Raw genomic sequence first — 16,976 nt, 5'->3', positions numbered from 1 at the left:
GATGGCTGCAAAAGTGTGTATTGCCCTCATCCGTTTCTACCAGTTGGTATTCTCCGGCTGGGTCGGCTGGCAGTGCCGGTTCATACCGACCTGCTCCAATTACGCCATTGAAGCATTTCAGCGTTTCGGAGCAATCCGGGGACTGTGGCTGACGGCAGCGCGTCTGTGCCGTTGTCATCCTTTGGGCGGCAAGGGGTATGATCCTGTGCCTGAGACGTTCAGCTGGCGGTGCTGGAAGCATAGGGACAACTGAGCTTTCTGCTTTGTTTATTCAAGACTTTATAAGATAGACCGGATATGGGTAGCGATTTTCAACGTACGATCCTGTGGGTTATTTTGGCCGCTTCAGTGTTTATGTTGTGGGATAACTGGCAGGTTTATAACGGCAAACCGTCCTTTTTCGGAACGCCGACGGCACAGACCGAGACGGCTGATGGTAAGCAAGGCACTCAAACCCCTGCGGTTCCTGTTGCCGGAGCCGGTTCTGAGGCTGTTGCCAAGGGGATGGTGCAGACCACCAAGGCAGTGCAACTTCAGAATGATCTTTTAAAGCTCAATATTGATGAACAGGGCGCTGTCGTCACGCGTGCCGAACTTCTGAAGGAATACAAAGAAGCAGACTGGACTGAAGTCGGTCTTGCCGGCATGATTCTCGGCAAGACGGCTCCCAAGCGCGAAAACATCGTGCTTTTTGATGTGACCCCGAAGCACGTTTATGTGGCGCAGAGCGGTCTGATCGGCGGTGACTTTCCCAACCATAAATCGGCTTATAAATATATCGGAACGGAAACGTCCAACGCGATGGATAAGGAGCTTGGCCGGGAAGTCAAGGTGACGACGGCCAACTTTGAAAGCTCCCAGGGCGGAGTGACTGTTAAAAAGAGCTTCATCCTCTATGACGGACACTACGGCATTACGGTCCGCGATACGATCGTTAATAACGGAACCGCGTCGGTGCAGCCGAGCATTTACTATCAGCTGACGCGTGACAGCGCCAAGCCCGAGGGTGAAAGCTCCTTCTACTACACCTACACCGGGCCTGCCGTTTATACCGAAGACGATAAGTTCAAGAAGATTGACTTTGATGATGCGGCAGAGCAAAAGCCCATCAAGTCTGATAACGGCTGGGTAGCTATGATCCAGCACTACTTTGTGTCTGCCTGGGCTGATGTCCGCGGACAGAATGTGAAGACGCCGCGTGAGCTCTACACCTCCAAGCTCGACAATGATCTGTATGCCGTCGGTTCGATCATCCGCATGAATAAGATTGATCCCGGTCAGAGCGTTGTCAAGGAAGAAGTGCTTTATGTCGGACCTCAGGATCAGGCACGCCTTGCTTATATTGCCGACGGTCTGGATCTGGTGGTTGACTACGGCTGGCTCACGTTCCTTTCCAAGCCGATTTATTCAGTGCTGAATTTCCTCTACGGTCTGGTCGGTAACTGGGGCTGGGCGATTGTGCTTCTGACCTGTCTGGTGAAGGCTATCCTCTACCCGATTTCCGCTGCCGGCTATAAGTCAATGGCCCGCATGAAGGAAGTGACGCCCCGCATGAAGGCCTTGCAGGAGCAGTACGGTAACGACAAGCAGCGCTACCAGCAGGCAATGATGGAACTCTATAAGAAAGAGAAGATCAACCCTGTGGGCGGCTGTCTGCCGATTGTGCTTCAGATTCCGGTGTTCCTGGCGCTTTACTGGGTGCTGCTTGCCAGCGTGGAACTGCGCGGCTCTGAATGGATTTTCTGGGTGACTGATCTTGCGATGCCGGATCCCTGGTTTATTCTGCCTGCCGTGATGATGCTCACGATGTTCCTGCAGATTAAGCTCAATCCGACGCCGACCGATCCGATGCAGGCCAAGATGATGGTCATCATGCCGCTGGTTTTCGGTGTGATGTTCTTCTTCTTCGCTTCCGGCCTGGTGCTCTACTGGCTCACGAACAATATTCTGTCCATTTGGCAGCAGTGGTACGTGAACCGTCAGATTGTGCAGGAAAGAGCCAACCGCATTGCTGCGGCTAAAGCGAAGTAAAACAAGCTCACAATCAGATTGAATCTAAGTGCGGGAGGATGTTTCTTCCGCACTTTTTTTCGCTCTGAGTTTCCACATCAGCAAGGGAATCGGCCATAGCCAGGTGCTGATAAACCATAAAAGAATGTGACCGGCTGAAAATTTGGATTCAGCGCGGCAGGTCATTAAAAACACGGCGACAGCTCCGGTTACCACCCACAGCAGGAGGCCGCCGTAGATTGCAACACGCATGTTGTAGGTGTCGCCGAAACTGGCGCCGAGGTAAGCAGTGATCGGGACTGATGTTGCCACTGCAATGCAGGCACCGAAAAGGCCGGACAACGATATGGAAGATTTTTTTCTTAACGGCATAATGAAGGCAACTATTGTTCAAGTTCCGGGAATGTTACCTCAGACGACGAAATCGTCTGACGTAAAGCCGATAGACACAAAAAGACTCTGATATGTCCAACACTGATTACGATCCGATTGTTGCAAGGGCTACAGCCGCAGGACGCGGAGGCATCGGCATTATTCGCGTTTCAGGAAGTACTCAGGCTCTCTCCGTCATTTGTGAAGCGCTTTTTCCCGGAAAAGTTCTTAAACCGAGAACGGCCTTTCTGCTGCCTGTGCGAAGCGCAGCAGGAGATCTGATTGACCAAGTTGTTGTGCTGAAGTTTCAGGGCCCTCACTCCTACACAGGAGAAGACGTTTTGGAAATCCAGGCCCACGGCGGACCGGCGGTCTTGCAGATGATTCAGAGCCGGGTTCTGGAGGTCGGTGCAGCGGTCGAACTGCGACTTGCCGAGCCCGGAGAGTTTTCCAAAAGAGCGTTTTTAAACGGACGGATGGATTTGACGCAGGCCGAAGCCGTGGCCGACCTGATTGATGCCGGAAGTGCGTCTGCCGCGCGGGCCGCAGCCCGTTCCCTTCAGGGCGTTTTTTCGCAGAAGGTTTATGAGATAGCCGAACATCTCACCAATCTTCGTGCCTATGTTGAAGCTACACTCGATTTTCCGGAAGAAGACATTGACTTTATTAACGACGGCAGAGTTGCCAGACAGGTTGATGATATTCTGAAGGAACTGACATATCTTGAAAAACGTGCACTTTATGGAAAGGTATTGCGCGACGGCTTGACGGTTGTGATGGCCGGGGCTCCGAATGTCGGGAAAAGTTCGCTGATGAATGCTTTGGCACAAAATGAAGTTGCCATTGTGACTGATATTGCTGGAACGACCCGCGATCGTATAGAGCACGATATTGATCTGGATGGGCTTTTGATTCATCTGATAGATACGGCCGGCGTCAGAGAGACGGATGATCCGGTGGAAAAAATTGGTGTTGAAAGAACTCTGCAGGCGGTAGAGACGGCGGATGTTGTTTTGACTTTGGTTGACGGTACAGACAAAACGGCGGTCAGTGATACGGCTCAAACCTGGATCCGAAACAGACTGCGCGAAGGTGTTACAGAAGTGTTGGTCATGAATAAGATTGACCTTGGGGTTGATCAGGGCAAGATTCCGGACGGAGCCGTCTGTATTTCAGCCAAGACCGGAGAGGGTATTGATGCATTACTGGAGAAATTAAAGAAGATTTCCGGAAATGGCATTGATTTTGAAGGAAATTTCTCAGCGAGAACCCGTCACTTGACAGCGATTGCAAAAGCGAAGTCGCATTTGATTCAAGTGCAGGAATCTTTGCAGTCTATGACGCTGGAACTCGTTGCTGAAGAACTTCGCCTGGCGCTTAATGAGTTAGGTACGATAACCGGGCAGATTTTGCCGGATGATCTCCTTGGAATCATTTTCTCTAAATTCTGCATTGGAAAATAAGGCGAATGTTTCACGTGAAACATTCGTGCAGCTGAATCTGTTCCTTTATCAAAAAAATCTGAGTAGCAGAAGACTGAGAATTTGCCGTCAACAGATATCGGAATCAGTCATAAGTTCCTTAACGGTCCACGTGAAACATTTTTGTTGTACACGCCTTGCGAATGGATAACGTTAATCCACTATTAGATGCTGAAGTGATCCGATGACTTCTATGTGGACGGTTTTGATGTCCGGTGGTTGTGTTTTCGGATCTAATGGTTATTGAGCAAGGTGTAAGTGGGATTGAAATGTTTCACGTGAAACATTCATGCAGCTGAATCTGTCGCTTTATCAAAAAACTGAGTGGCAGAAGACTGAGTATCTGCCGTCAACAGAGGCCGGGATCTGGCACGAGTTTCTTTATGTTCCACGTGAAACATTTTTTATCTTGTTTCACGTGGTCTGGAAATGGATAACGTTCATTACTGTAAAGACGTTGAATCGACCTGATGAACTTCTGTGTGGCTTGTTTTTGTTGTTCGTAAGTCGGGTTCTTAGATTTGGTAAGAGTATTGTGTAGGGCGTAAAGGGAGTTGAAATACTGCTGTTGTCAGTGTTTCTGAGCTGTCTTACGGGTGTTTTACAAGGAATTGAGATAGGGTGTTTGTTTCACGTGAAACATTTTGACCGGGGAACTAAAAGAGAAATAGTGGAGGTGATAACATTCCGCCTGAGTTTTGGTAATAATTGTTTCACATTCGGAATCATGAATTGTTCCACGTGAAACATTAAAACTCCCCCGGAATCTTCTCTTGTGGATGCGGATTTGTAGCTGAATCCGATTGTACTGATTGATGAAAACCGATGTTCCACGTGAAACATCGTTCGTAAAATGAATTATCCGGATACTTTTGATGTCGTTGTAATCGGCTGCGGGCATGCTGGTGCTGAGGCGGCTTTGGCTTCTGCTCGGATCGGAGCTAAGACCTTACTTATTACACATAACGTTGAGACGATTGGTCAGCTCTCTTGTAATCCCTCAATCGGTGGAATCGGAAAGGGACATTTGGTTAAAGAACTGGATGCAATGGGCGGAGCCATGGGGGCTGTGACGGACTGTGCCGGTATCCAGTTTCGGATATTAAATAGTTCGAAGGGGCCGGCTGTACGCGCAACACGTGCTCAGATTGACCGGAATCTCTATAGAACAGAGATGCGGCGCAGAGTTGAAAATCAGATGAATTTGTGGATTTTTCAACAGGAAGCTGAAGATATTCTTCTTGAGAACGGCGCGGTTTGTGGCGTTGAAGTCAGAGCCGGCCTTCGTTTTAAGTGCCGGAAAGTTGTATTAAGCGCAGGAACATTTCTTAACGGTTTGGTCCATATCGGACTGGAACATTATTCTGCGGGCAGAGCAGGAGATCCTGCTTCGCTTCGTTTGGCGCAAAAGTTGATTGATGCTGGGCTGATCCAGGGACGTCTTAAAACGGGGACGCCGGCCCGTATCGACGGACGTACGATTGATTTTTCAAAGTGTATTGAACAACCCGGGGATCTGAATCCGGTTCCGCATTTTTCTTTGATGGAACCGGATATTGATCATCCGCGGCAGGTGCCTTGCTGGATTACACACACGAATAAGGAAATGCACGAGATTATCCTGAGTAATCTGGACAGATCTCCGATGTATTCCGGTGTAATCAAAGGAATCGGACCCCGTTATTGTCCTTCGATTGAAGATAAGGTTCAGCGTTTTGCCGGTAAAGACAGTCACCAAATTTTTTTGGAGCCCGAGGGCTTAACGACAAATGAGTTCTATCCGAACGGTATTTCCACCTCTTTGCCGTTTGATGTGCAGCTCAAAATGATTCATTGCGTCCCCGGGTTGGAAAATGCCTACATGGTGCGCCCCGGGTACGCTATTGAGTATGACTTTTATGATCCCAGGGATCTTCACCGGACCTTGGAAACAAAAAAGATTAAGGGACTCTTTTTTGCCGGTCAGATCAACGGAACAACGGGGTATGAAGAAGCTGCTGCACAAGGTTTGCTTGCCGGTGCCAATGCTGCACTGAGTGCCTTGGATCGTGAGCAGTGGACGCCGAGCCGGACAACCTCATACCTTGGTGTGATGGTGGATGATCTGACCACGAAGGGGGTGACCGAGCCCTACCGAATGTTTACAAGCCGCGCCGAATACCGCTTGAGCCTGCGTGAGGATAACGCTGATGCGAGACTGTCGGAAACAGCACATAAGCTCGGCCTTCTTTCTGAAGAAAAATGGGCCCGCTATGCTCGTAAACATGAGGCGGTACAGCGAGAAATCGAGCGATTGAAGTCGACCTGGGTGAATCCGATGATTGTGAGTCAGGCCGATTGTGAACGTGTTCTCGGTAAGAAAATTGAGCGGGAGTATTCACTCGCTCAGCTTTTGTCCCGTCCCAATACCGTTTATGAAGAGCTGATGACGCTTAAAAAAGCGGACGGATCGTTGGTCTCTGATAAAAAACTCGGAGATGCGGCACAAGTCGAGCAAGTCGACATTGCCATGAAGTACAGCGGTTATATAGAAAGGCAGAAGTCGGAAATAGCCAAGACAACTGCTAATGAAGAACTGCGTATTCCTTCGGATATTGATTACGACACGGTGGGCGGATTATCTTTTGAAGTCAGACAAAAGCTCAAAGCAATGAGACCGGAAACACTCGGACAGGCGGGACGAATTTCCGGTGTAACTCCAGCAGCTGTCTCGCTGCTCTTAATCCATCTGAAACGTCGTCAGTTCGGCCTGGAGAAGTTATGACAACATGGACGGTCACTGAAACTTCTGTGCGTGATGCCGTTGCTCGGACGGATCTGGATGTCAGCGCTCAACAGATCGGGCAACTGACCCGGTATGTGAATCTCTTGCTGCAGTGGAATTCCACATACAACCTGACAAGCATCACGTCGGTTGATTCTGTACTGAAACTGCATCTGCTCGATTCTTTATCGCTTGTCTCTGCTCTGAACACAAAAGTTATTGATGGGAAACGCCTTTTGGATGTCGGCAGTGGCGGCGGACTGCCCGTGGTTCCTTTGGCTGTCATGAGACCGGATATTGACTGCAGTGCCGTGGATGCCGTTAAAAAGAAGACTGTCTTTTTAAAGCAGGTAAGCGCGGTTTGCGGGCTTAAAAATCTGCATGTCTGTCATGACAGGGTTGAAAAGCTGCAGCTTCCGGCTTTTGACGTGATTACAAGCCGCGCTTTTGCCTCATTGATTGACATGGTCACCTGGACCGAACATCTGCTCTCTGAGAACGGTCAATGGCTCGCCATGAAAGGAAAGTTGCCTGTTGATGAGATCGCAGCGCTTCCGGCTGATCGGTTTGATGTCTCTGTTTCTGATCTGATTGTTCCGGGATTGGAGGCGCAAAGGCATTTGGTTTGTATTAAAAAGAAATAATTTCTTTTTAAATCAATTAATTAATATTTTTCTTGGGGATGCAGCATGTTTGAAACAGAAATTTCCAATGCATACTCAACAGCCCTGTTCGTTTTTGTCTCATTTTTCCCGGTATTGAACGCCATCGGCGGTGCCATGTTTTTTCTGACACTCACCAACGGTGTGGATTCAGCCTCAAGAGCGCAGCTGGCAAACCGCATTGCGATCTACTCGATTATTGTGTTGTTTGTCAGCATGTATGCCGGCAACATCATTCTGAACTTTTTCGGCATTTCGATCGCAACGCTGCGCGTGGCGGGCGGTATTGTGCTTTTTGGTGCCGGCTGGCAGGCTTTGAATGCGCCGTCACAGGATGACAGTGATGCGCCGCCCAAACCGAAAAGTGCGAGAGCTCTGTCTTCGATGGCGTTCTATCCGTTCACATTGCCTTTGACGACCGGTCCGGGGGCTATTTCGGTGGCCGTGGCTGTCGGTGCCACACCGGTAAGAGACGTCGGTGACGTGATCGGCTGTATCGTCGGTGTTTTACTGAGCGGTTTTGTGATCTGGGTCTGTTACCGGTTCTGCGACCGCATCAACCGTTCAGTGGGAGCAGCCGGAGCAGATGCGCTGGCAAGAATTTTTGCATTCATTCTGATTTGTCTTGGGGTTACGATCTTCTGGACAGGTTTTTCAGAACTTTGGGCAACGTTGCCGCGATGATCAGGTTTTATTAAAAGGGAGTCACTCATGTCGCACGTTTTTTGTGTCGCCAACCAGAAAGGCGGGGTCGGTAAAACGACAACGACCGTCAATCTCGCTGCAGCGCTTGCCAAAAAAGGAAAAAAAGTACTGCTCATCGATCTGGATGCTCAGGGGAATGCCACGATGGGATCCGGTATTGAAAAAAGTGAGCGCTCACAAACTATTTACGAACTGCTGATCGGAACAGCCAAGTTTGAGGATGTGCTTGTCCGCAGTGAGCAGGGAAAGTACGATGTACTGCCTTCCAACAGGGATTTTGCGGCTGCTGAACTTGATTTGGCCGAGTGTGATGATCCCGACATGCGGCTCAAAAAGATTCTGGAAAGCGTGGCCGACAGGTATGACTATGTGCTCATTGACTGTCCGCCTTCGCTTTCCATTGTGACGGTGAACGCGCTGTGCGCTGCTGCCGGTGTCATTATCCCCATGCAGTGTGAGTATTTTGCGCTTGAAGGGTTAAGTGACCTTGTTAATGCCGTCAAGCGGGTCCGGTTCAACAAAAACCCGCAACTGAGGATGATCGGACTGCTTCGGGTGATGTTTGATCCCCGGATCACTTTACAGAAGCAGGTGAGTGAACAATTGAAGGAAAACTTCGGAGAACGTGTGTTTGACACAGTGATTCCCCGTAATGTTCGTCTGGCTGAGGCGCCTTCCTACGGTCTGCCCGGTGTTTTATACGATCCTTCCAGCCGCGGGGCAAAAGCCTATCTTTCATTTGCACGCGAAATTCTGAAAAGAACCAACACTACAGCCAAGGAGTCGAAGTAATGGCTAAACCGAGAGGATTGGGACGAGGGTTGAAATCACTGTTGGGTGACGACCTTACTTTGGCGGTGATGCCGGATAAGAGTAACGGGATCACGGAAATTGAGCTCAGTAAGCTGCAGGCTGGCAAATACCAGCCGCGTACGGCGATGGAGCAGGAGAAGCTGCAGGAACTTGCAGATTCAATCCGTGAGCAGGGGGTGATCAGTCCGATCATCATCCGCCCGATTGCCGCCGACAAGTACGAAATCATTGCCGGTGAGCGGCGTTTCCGTGCATCCCAGCTTGCCGGAAAGGAGTCCATTCCGGCAATTATCCGCGACTTTGATGACAAGACGGCACTGGCGGTTGCACTGATTGAGAACATGCAGCGCGAGGACCTCAATGTGATGGAAGAAGCGCTCGGCGTGAAACGTCTCATTGAAGAATTCGGATTTACGCATGAAGATGCCGCAAAAGCAATCGGCAGAAGCCGTCCGGCAACCAGTAACCTGCTGCGGCTTCTGAATTTGGCTGCACCGGTACAGAAGATGCTGTCTGAGGGCAAAATCGAGATGGGGCACGCCAGAGCGCTGCTGAGTCTGCAGCCCGCGGAGCAGATTCTTGCCGCCAATGAAATCGTCAATCAGGGGTCAAGTGTCCGTCAGGCTGAAAAACTGGTGGCCGGCTGGGGTGCTAAGGCTGAATCGAAGAAAACGGTCAAAAGTAAGCCCGAGAAAACCCGTGATGACGTCATCCTGGAAGAAAAACTCAGTGACGCGCTCGGCGCGGCAGTGAGCATCAATGTGGGACGCCAGGGAAAGGGGCAGATTCTGATCAGTTTCTCTGATCTCGATGATCTGCAGTCGATTATTGATAAGCTGATGCCGGCGGAAAACGGGGAGCAGTCAGAGGAGTAGAGGGTTAACACTTACTCCTTAAAACCTAGTACCATCCCTCTTTTTGATACTTGTTAAAAAGTGTTTAGGGACGTAAAATACGGCCGATTTCAGTAAACCATGGACTTTTTGTCACCTGACCGTATGAACCGGACTGAGCTGATCCGCATTATTGTTTGTCAGTTTGCTCTGGTTTCGGCAGTTGCTTTGTTCGCAGCCTTTTTTGGCTTGAATGCAGGGCTCTCCGCTGCTGTCGGCGGTCTCTGCGTTGCTGTTCCCAACACTTTGGTAGTGGTCAATCTTTTGGTGTGCAACGCCTTGAAAAAGCCGTTGCCGCCGATGGTGATATTGGTTGCGGAGTTTCTGAAAATCCTTGTTACGTGCGCACTTTTTGTGCTCGCAGCAAAACTGTGTGCGGGGTTGAACTGGCCGGCAATGCTTTCCGGAATAATTGCCGCCGCAGGCAGTATGTTTCTGCTGCCTCTTTTTAAACGTTGAGACCAAAGGATCGGTTAACTTATGGCTACCGCAGGCGCTCAGAGCCCTACCGAATATATGGTTCATCACTTGACGCACAATTCCTCCGGGAAGATGTCGTCAATTGTTGATTTCTCCGTTATCAACTACGACACAGTCGTATTCTCCGTGCTGTTGCTTTTGGTGTCTCTGTGGTTGCTGTACATGGCCGCCAAGAAAGCCACCAACGGCGTTCCCGGCAAGTGGCAGTGTGCGGTGGAAATGGTTGTGGACATGGTGGAAGAGCAGAGTAAGTCCATCGTCCACGGCGACCGTTCCTTCATTGCACCGTGCGCTCTGACCGTGTTTGTCTGGGTGATCCTGATGAACGCGATCGACCTTATCCCGGTTGATCTGCTTCCCGCAATTGCTTCTTTGTTTGGTGTGCATTACCTGCGCCCGCTTCCGACGGCGGATCTGAACGGAACACTCGGCATTTCCGTGAGCGTTCTGGTTCTGTGCATCTATTACAGCCTTAAAATCAAGGGTGCCGGCGGCTTTGTCCACGAGCTCTTTACCGCTCCCTTCGGCAACAATATTCTCCTGTGGCCGTTTAATCTGGCCCTGAACCTCATCGAGTACCTTGCGAAGACCGTGTCTCTGGGCATGCGACTCTTCGGCAACATGTACGCCGGTGAATTGCTGTTTTTCCTGATCGCGCTTTTAGGCGGCTACGCACTGTCTTTCGGTGTTGTGGGCGGCTCTCTGAGCGTGCTCGGACAAGTCGTGGCCGGCCTGTGCTGGTGGCTGTTCCACATTTTGATCGTTCTGCTGCAGGCGTTCATCATGATGATGCTGACACTGGTTTATCTGGGTCAGGCACATGACGTCCACTGACAGTTTTTTCTTCTTCTTTTACTTTTATTCCTAATTGGAAATCTAAGGAGTTTGCAATGACCAACGTTGCTATGGTTGCCCTGGCCACTGGCTTCATCATCGGCTTAGGTGCTCTGGGTGCCTGTATCGGTATCGGCATCATGGGTTCTCGTTACCTCGAATCTGCTGCCCGTCAGCCGGAACTGATGAATGCCCTGCAAACCAAGATGTTCCTGCTCGCCGGTCTGATCGATGCCGCCTTCCTGATCGGTGTCGGTATCGCGATGATGTTCGCCTTTGCTAACCCGTTCGCCGGCTAATTGAAGTCGTCGGTTCACGTCTTTCTTATTAATGACGCCGTCAGTGCCGCAGCCTTTCCCTGTGAAGGGCCGGTGCTGACGTAACGGGGTTCCATAATGAACATCAATGCAACACTGTTCGTACAGATGGTGGTGTTCTTCATCGGCTGCTGGATTACGATGAAGTACATCTGGCCGCCTTTGATCAAAGCGATCGAAGAACGCCAACAGAAAATCGCAGACGGTCTTGCAGCTGCCGACAAGAGCAACATCGCTCTTGCTGAAGCTCAGGCTAAAGGCAAGGAAATTGAGGCCGAAGCCCGTGCACGTGCCACGACGATTGTCTCCGACGGCGAAAAGCGCGGTGCCAAGATCGTTGAAGCGGCCAAAGAGCAGGCTCGTACCGAAGCTGATGCCATCATCAGCGCAGCCAAGGCTGAAGCGCAGCAGGAAATTCAGCGTGCGCGGGAAGAACTTCGCGGCCAGGTGGCAGCGCTTGCTGTTGCCGGTGCTGAGAAGATTCTGCAGCGTGAGGTTGATGCGGCTGCTCACGCGAAAATGCTTGATCAACTTAAGGCGAAGCTTTAATCATGGCAGAACTTTCAACGATTGCGCGCTCGTATGCAGAAGGTCTTTGGCAGGCTTTGACCGAGCATAAGACATCTGCTGCGAAAATCGCCAAGATCGGTCAGGTGTTGGAAAGCTTGGCTGACATGGCGAAGGATCCGCAGGTTTCTGAACTTGTCAGAGATCCCAAGCTCACCGATGATCAGATTTTTGAAGCTGTTACCGGTGCTCTCGGCAAGGGGCTTTCTCCCGAATTGTCTGGACTGATCCGTGTCGTGATTGAAAACGGTCGTTTGGAAGCTCTCCCTGAAATTGCCGCGCAGTACCGCGCTCTCAAAAACGAATCCGAAGGTGTCGCTGACGCCTACATTGAGACCGCTTTCCCTCTGGATCAGAAGGAACTGGAAAAGGTGCTCGGAGATCTGGCCGACAGATTCCCGGGTGTCAAGCTCAACCCCATCGTCAAGGTCAATCCCGCATTGATCGGCGGGGTGAGTGTGTGCGTGGGGGACCAGATCCTCGACGTGTCCGTTCGAGCCAGACTGATGCAGATGCAGGCGGCGCTCACCGCATAAATTTCGGAGCTCAATGATGCAACTCAATCCCAGTGAAATCAGCGAACTGCTCAAGCAGCGAATTGAAGGCCTTGGCGTCTCCGCTGATCTCCGTACTCAGGGAACCGTAATTTCGGTTACCGATGGCATTTGCCGTGTTCACGGTCTTCACGACGTGATGCAGGGTGAAATGCTTGAATTCCCCAATAACACCTACGGCCTCGCGCTGAACCTTGAACGTGATTCCGTCGGCGCAGTTGTTCTCGGTGATTACGAAAAGATTTCTGAAGGCGATACGGTCAAGACGACCGGCCGCATTCTTTCCGTGCCCGTCGGCCCGGCTCTGATCGGCCGTGTGGTCAACGCTTTGGGCCAGCCCATCGACGGCAAGGGTCCGATCGACACCAAGGAATTCGACGCTGTTGAAAAGATCGCTCCGGGCGTGATCGAACGTCAGTCCGTGAGCCAGCCGGTTCAGACCGGTCTGAAGTCCATCGACGCGATGATTCCGATCGGCCGCGGCCAGCGCGAACTGATCATTGGTGACCGCCAGACCGGTAAGACGGCCATTGCGCTTGATACGATCATCAACCAGAAGGGCAAGAACCTGATCTGCGTTTATGTCGCTATCGGCCAGAAGGCTTCCACCATCGCCAACGTTGTCCGCCAGCTCGAAGAGCACGGCGCCATGGAATACACGATCATCGTGGCTGCTTCTGCCTCTGAAACGGCAGCTCTGCAGTACATTGCACCGTACGCCGGTGCCACGATGGGCGAATACTTCCGTGACCGCGGTCAGGACAGCCTGATTGTTTACGACGATCTGACCAAGCAGGCCTGGGCCTACCGTCAGATTTCCCTGCTGCTTCGTCGTCCGCCGGGACGTGAAGCCTACCCCGGCGACGTCTTCTATCTGCACTCTCGTCTGCTCGAACGTGCAGCCCGCGTGAATCCGACTTATGTCGAACGTTTCACCAAGGGAGAAGTCAAGGGTAAGACCGGTTCCATGACGGCTCTTCCGATCATTGAAACCCAGGCAGGCGACGTCACGGCCTTCGTTCCGACGAACGTGATTTCCATTACCGACGGTCAGATCTTCCTTGAAACGGACCTCTTTAACGCCGGTATCCGTCCCGCTATTAACCCCGGTATCTCGGTGAGCCGCGTGGGCGGCGCTGCCCAGACCAAGGTGATTAAGAAGCTCGGCGGCGGTGTGCGTCTGGCTCTGGCCCAGTACCGTGAACTTGCGGCATTCGCACAGTTCGCGAGCGACCTGGACGAAGCCACCCGTAAGCAGCTGGAACGCGGCCGTGTTGTGACTGAACTCATGAAGCAGCCCCAGTACCAGCCTCTTCAGGTTTGGGAAGAAGCTGTGACGCTGTTTGCCGTCGAAATGGGCTTCTACGACACTGTTGCCGTCAAGGATGCTCTGCGCTGCGAACGCGCTATGCGTGAGTTCCTGCAGACCAAGCATTCCGATCTGATTGCCCGTATCGAAGAGCAGAAGGTCCTTTCCAAGGAAGACGGAGAGGCTCTGAAGGCTGCGATCGAAGACTTTCAGAAGAACGGCGCTTACTAATTGCGCATCAGTTTGAGAGGACCACATGCCTAGTACAAAGGAAATTCGCGGAAAGATCAAGAGCGTGCAAAACACGCGCAAGATCACCAAGGCGATGGAAATGGTTGCGGCCTCGAAGATGCGCAAGGCACAGGATCGGATGCGTCAGGCTCGTCCGTACGCTGACAAGATTCGCAATATCATTGCGCACTTGGCGGCTTCTTCGAGCAGCTACACGCATCCCTTCCTCGTCAAGCACAAGGAACAGACCGGTACGTCGGCAATCATCATTGTTGCTACGGATAAGGGTCTGGCGGGCGCGCTCAACACCAACGTTCAGCGCCTCGTGCTTCATAAGTCTCAGGAACTTCACGAGAAGGGTGAAAACCTCGTGGTGACTGCTATCGGCAGCAAGGCTGTCGCTTTCAGCGGTCACCTCGGTCTCGAAGTGATGAGTCAGGTCGTACAGCTCGGTGATCGTCCGAATCTGGAAAAACTGCTCGGTGCCATCCGCGTCCAGCTGGATGCGTATGCTCAGGGTAAGGTCGATGCCGTTTATCTTGCTTACACGCAGTTTGTCAATGCGATGAAGCAGGTTCCGGTGGTCGAGCAGCTTCTGCCGCTCACAACGGATAAGCTCAGTACGATTGGTGAAGAACCGCGTCAATACTCGTGGGATTACATCTACGAACCGGATGCGCAAACTGTGCTTGACGAGTTGCTCAAGCGCTACGTCGAAGCTTTAATTTATCAGGCGGTTGCTGAAAATATGGCTTCTGAGCAGTCTGCCCGTATGGTCGCCATGAAGGCGGCTTCGGACAACGCGAAGAAACTCATTGATGATCTGCAGCTCGTCTACAACAAGACCCGTCAGGCCGGCATTACAAAAGAAATCACCGAAATTGTCGGTGGTGCCGCTGCGGTGTCCTAAAAGATTTGAATACCGAGGATTACCCCATGAGTATCGGACAAATCGTTCAGGTTATCGGCGCTGTGGTGGATATCGAATTCCCCCGCGACGACATGCCGAAGGTTTACGACGCACTTGTCCTGGAAGAGGACAAGTCCAATACCCTGGCCGAGGCAGGCCTGACTTTCGAAGTGCAGCAGCAGCTGGGCGACGGCGTGGTTCGTACCATTGCCATGGGCTCTTCTGACGGTCTGCAGCGCGGCATGAAAGTGAAGTCCACCGGCGCAGGTATTTCTGTTCCTGTCGGTCACAAGACTCTCGGCCGTATTATGGACGTGCTGGGCCGCCCGATCGATGACTGCGGCCCCATCGGCGAAGATGAACGCCGTACGATTCACCGTGCAGCTCCGAAGTTCGACGAACTGAGCCCGGCTGTTGACCTGCTGGAAACCGGCATTAAGGTTATTGACCTTATCTGCCCGTTTGCCAAGGGCGGCAAGGTCGGTCTGTTCGGCGGCGCCGGTGTCGGCAAGACCGTCAACATGATGGAACTCATCAACAACATCGCTAAGGCTTACGGCGGTTATTCCGTGTTTGCCGGTGTCGGTGAACGTACCCGTGAAGGCAACGACTTCTACCATGAAATGGAAGAGTCCAAGGTGCTCGACAAGGTCGCCATGGTGTTCGGTCAGATGAACGAACCCCCGGGCAACCGTCTGCGCGTTGCTCTGACGGGCCTGACGATGGCTGAAGCCTTCCGTGACGAAGGCCGCGATATCCTGCTCTTCATTGACAACATCTACCGTTATACCCTTGCCGGTACGGAAGTGTCCGCTCTGCTCGGCCGTATGCCGTCAGCTGTGGGTTATCAGCCGACGCTGGCAGAAGAAATGGGTAAGCTGCAGGAACGTATTGCTTCCACGAAGACCGGTTCCATTACGTCGATTCAGGCCGTGTACGTGCCTGCTGACGACTTGACTGACCCGTCTCCGGCCACCACGTTCAGCCACTTGGACGCCACCATCGTTCTGAGCCGTGATATTGCTGCTCTGGGTATTTACCCCGCTGTGGATCCGCTCGATTCCACCAGCCGTCAGGTTGACCCCAACATCATCGGTGAAGAACACTACAACACGGCCCGCCGTGTTCAGGAAACGCTTCAGAAGTACAAGGAACTGCGCGACATCATCGCCATTCTCGGTATGGATGAACTGTCTCCGGAAGACAAGCTCGCCGTGACCCGCGCCCGTAAGATTCAGCGCTTCCTCTCCCAGCCTTTCCACGTGGCCGAAGTGTTCACGGGTACGCCGGGTAAGTATGTGCCACTGAAGGAAACGATCCGTGGCTTCAAGATGATTGTTGACGGCGAATGCGATGCATTGCCCGAACAGGCCTTCTACATGGTCGGCACGATCGACGAAGCCTTTGAAAAGGCCAAGACGATCAAGTAATAAGTCGGTTGCGGGGGTGCAGCGGTGAGCTGCCCCCGGCAGCCACACTTGATTGCCGATTACACGGAGCAACATATGTCCACGATTTTTGTTGATGTCGTCAGTGCGGAAGAGGCCATCTTCTCCGGTAAGGCGAGCTTTGTGGCTCTGCCCGGTCAGGAAGGTGAGCTCGGTATTCTGCCCGGACACGTTCCTCTGATTACCCGTATTCGTCCCGGTGCCGTCCGCATCAAGACGGAAGAAGGTCAGGAAGAAGACGTGTTTGTTGCCGGCGGCATTCTTGAAGTGCAGCCCGATCGCGTGACGGTGCTTGCTGACACGGCTGTCCGCAGCAAGGATCTTGATGAGGCTAAGGCCAAGAAGGCTCTCGAAGAAGCCAAGCAGGCCAGAGAGCAGGCGAAGAGCAATGTTGAAATCGCCAAGCTCGAAGCCACGATGTCCGCCTTGGCGGCACAGCTTGCCTACATCAGAAAACTCCGTCACTGAGAAACGAGTTTGCGGTAACGACTTTCCGAAAGACGTCCCGGCAGAAGCTGAGGACGTCTTTTTTTGCCCGGTGACAAGTTTTGCAGTAGCATGGAAAGATAGGGCGGCAGAAGGGGCCGGACTCCGTTGCCGTTATGGTCAGAAAAGCCCGGAGCACT

The 16,976-nt window shown here is 52.1% G+C and carries 18 protein-coding genes; 17 read left to right on the top strand and 1 reads right to left on the bottom strand.

Features of this window, described 5'->3' with window-relative positions:
* Position 1 precedes the first annotated feature (1 nt).
* Positions 2-253, top strand: a complete 252-nt coding sequence (yidD, locus tag NXF97_RS06585) for a membrane protein insertion efficiency factor YidD (RefSeq protein WP_074008534.1) — start codon at positions 2-4, stop codon at positions 251-253.
* Positions 254-297: 44 nt separating this feature from the next.
* Complete coding sequence (gene yidC / locus NXF97_RS06580) at positions 298-2,031, top strand: membrane protein insertase YidC (protein WP_074008535.1); 1,734 nt, start codon at positions 298-300, stop codon at positions 2,029-2,031.
* A gap of 24 nt (positions 2,032-2,055) precedes the next feature.
* On the opposite strand, the gene NXF97_RS06575 is transcribed toward yidC, so the two are convergent.
* Positions 2,056-2,322 (bottom strand): hypothetical protein, encoded by a 267-nt coding sequence (locus tag NXF97_RS06575; protein ID WP_274955510.1) that lies wholly within the window; start codon positions 2,320-2,322, stop codon positions 2,056-2,058.
* Between the two features lie 152 nt (positions 2,323-2,474).
* Here NXF97_RS06575 and mnmE point away from each other — a divergent pair, with 152 nt between their 5' ends.
* The 15 genes from mnmE (at position 2,475) to NXF97_RS06500 (ending at position 16,818) form a co-directional block, all read left to right on the top strand.
* Positions 2,475-3,845, top strand: a complete 1,371-nt coding sequence (gene mnmE / locus NXF97_RS06570) for a tRNA uridine-5-carboxymethylaminomethyl(34) synthesis GTPase MnmE (protein ID WP_274955509.1) — start codon at positions 2,475-2,477, stop codon at positions 3,843-3,845.
* An 871-nt stretch (positions 3,846-4,716) separates the two neighbouring features.
* Positions 4,717-6,627: a tRNA uridine-5-carboxymethylaminomethyl(34) synthesis enzyme MnmG gene (gene mnmG / locus NXF97_RS06565; RefSeq protein ID WP_274955508.1), complete on the top strand. Its 1,911-nt coding sequence runs from the start codon at positions 4,717-4,719 to the stop codon at positions 6,625-6,627.
* On the top strand, positions 6,624-7,271 hold the full coding sequence (gene rsmG / locus NXF97_RS06560) for a 16S rRNA (guanine(527)-N(7))-methyltransferase RsmG (protein ID WP_074008540.1): 648 nt from the start codon (positions 6,624-6,626) through the stop codon (positions 7,269-7,271). Before mnmG ends, rsmG begins: the two co-directional genes overlap by 4 nt.
* Positions 7,272-7,316: 45 nt before the next feature.
* Positions 7,317-7,973 (top strand): MarC family protein, encoded by a 657-nt coding sequence (locus NXF97_RS06555; RefSeq protein WP_022372744.1) that lies wholly within the window; start codon positions 7,317-7,319, stop codon positions 7,971-7,973.
* A gap of 27 nt (positions 7,974-8,000) precedes the next feature.
* Complete coding sequence (locus NXF97_RS06550) at positions 8,001-8,786, top strand: ParA family protein (RefSeq protein WP_022372745.1); 786 nt, start codon at positions 8,001-8,003, stop codon at positions 8,784-8,786.
* On the top strand, positions 8,786-9,682 hold the full coding sequence (locus NXF97_RS06545; protein WP_022372746.1) for a ParB/RepB/Spo0J family partition protein: 897 nt from the start codon (positions 8,786-8,788) through the stop codon (positions 9,680-9,682). The genes NXF97_RS06550 and NXF97_RS06545 overlap by 1 nt, the downstream gene beginning before the upstream one ends.
* Before the next feature lie 99 nt (positions 9,683-9,781).
* Complete coding sequence (locus NXF97_RS06540; RefSeq protein ID WP_022372747.1) at positions 9,782-10,159, top strand: ATP synthase subunit I; 378 nt, start codon at positions 9,782-9,784, stop codon at positions 10,157-10,159.
* Positions 10,160-10,180: 21 nt separating this feature from the next.
* Positions 10,181-11,014, top strand: a complete 834-nt coding sequence (gene atpB, locus NXF97_RS06535) for a F0F1 ATP synthase subunit A (RefSeq protein ID WP_074008542.1) — start codon at positions 10,181-10,183, stop codon at positions 11,012-11,014.
* A gap of 56 nt (positions 11,015-11,070) precedes the next feature.
* Complete coding sequence (atpE, locus tag NXF97_RS06530; protein WP_022372749.1) at positions 11,071-11,313, top strand: F0F1 ATP synthase subunit C; 243 nt, start codon at positions 11,071-11,073, stop codon at positions 11,311-11,313.
* A 96-nt stretch (positions 11,314-11,409) separates the two neighbouring features.
* Entirely contained in the window at positions 11,410-11,880 is a 471-nt protein-coding gene (locus NXF97_RS06525) for a F0F1 ATP synthase subunit B (protein ID WP_022372750.1), read from the top strand.
* A 2-nt stretch (positions 11,881-11,882) separates the two neighbouring features.
* Positions 11,883-12,434, top strand: coding sequence for a F0F1 ATP synthase subunit delta (locus NXF97_RS06520; protein WP_274955507.1), 552 nt, complete (start codon positions 11,883-11,885; stop codon positions 12,432-12,434).
* A gap of 16 nt (positions 12,435-12,450) precedes the next feature.
* Positions 12,451-13,992: a F0F1 ATP synthase subunit alpha gene (gene atpA / locus NXF97_RS06515; RefSeq protein WP_074008547.1), complete on the top strand. Its 1,542-nt coding sequence runs from the start codon at positions 12,451-12,453 to the stop codon at positions 13,990-13,992.
* A 25-nt stretch (positions 13,993-14,017) separates the two neighbouring features.
* A complete protein-coding gene (gene atpG / locus NXF97_RS06510) occupies positions 14,018-14,902 on the top strand; it encodes a F0F1 ATP synthase subunit gamma (protein WP_022372754.1) in 885 nt (294 codons plus the stop codon).
* Between the two features lie 26 nt (positions 14,903-14,928).
* A complete protein-coding gene (atpD, locus tag NXF97_RS06505; protein WP_022372755.1) occupies positions 14,929-16,332 on the top strand; it encodes a F0F1 ATP synthase subunit beta in 1,404 nt (467 codons plus the stop codon).
* A 75-nt stretch (positions 16,333-16,407) separates the two neighbouring features.
* Positions 16,408-16,818 (top strand): F0F1 ATP synthase subunit epsilon, encoded by a 411-nt coding sequence (locus NXF97_RS06500; RefSeq protein WP_022372756.1) that lies wholly within the window; start codon positions 16,408-16,410, stop codon positions 16,816-16,818.
* Positions 16,819-16,976: the final 158 nt, after the last annotated feature.

Origin of the sequence: Duodenibacillus massiliensis (assembly GCF_928721995.1) — a bacterium.
GTDB lineage: Bacteria > Pseudomonadota > Gammaproteobacteria > Burkholderiales > Burkholderiaceae_F > Duodenibacillus > Duodenibacillus massiliensis.
This window is presented reverse-complemented; position numbering and strand designations above follow the sequence as displayed.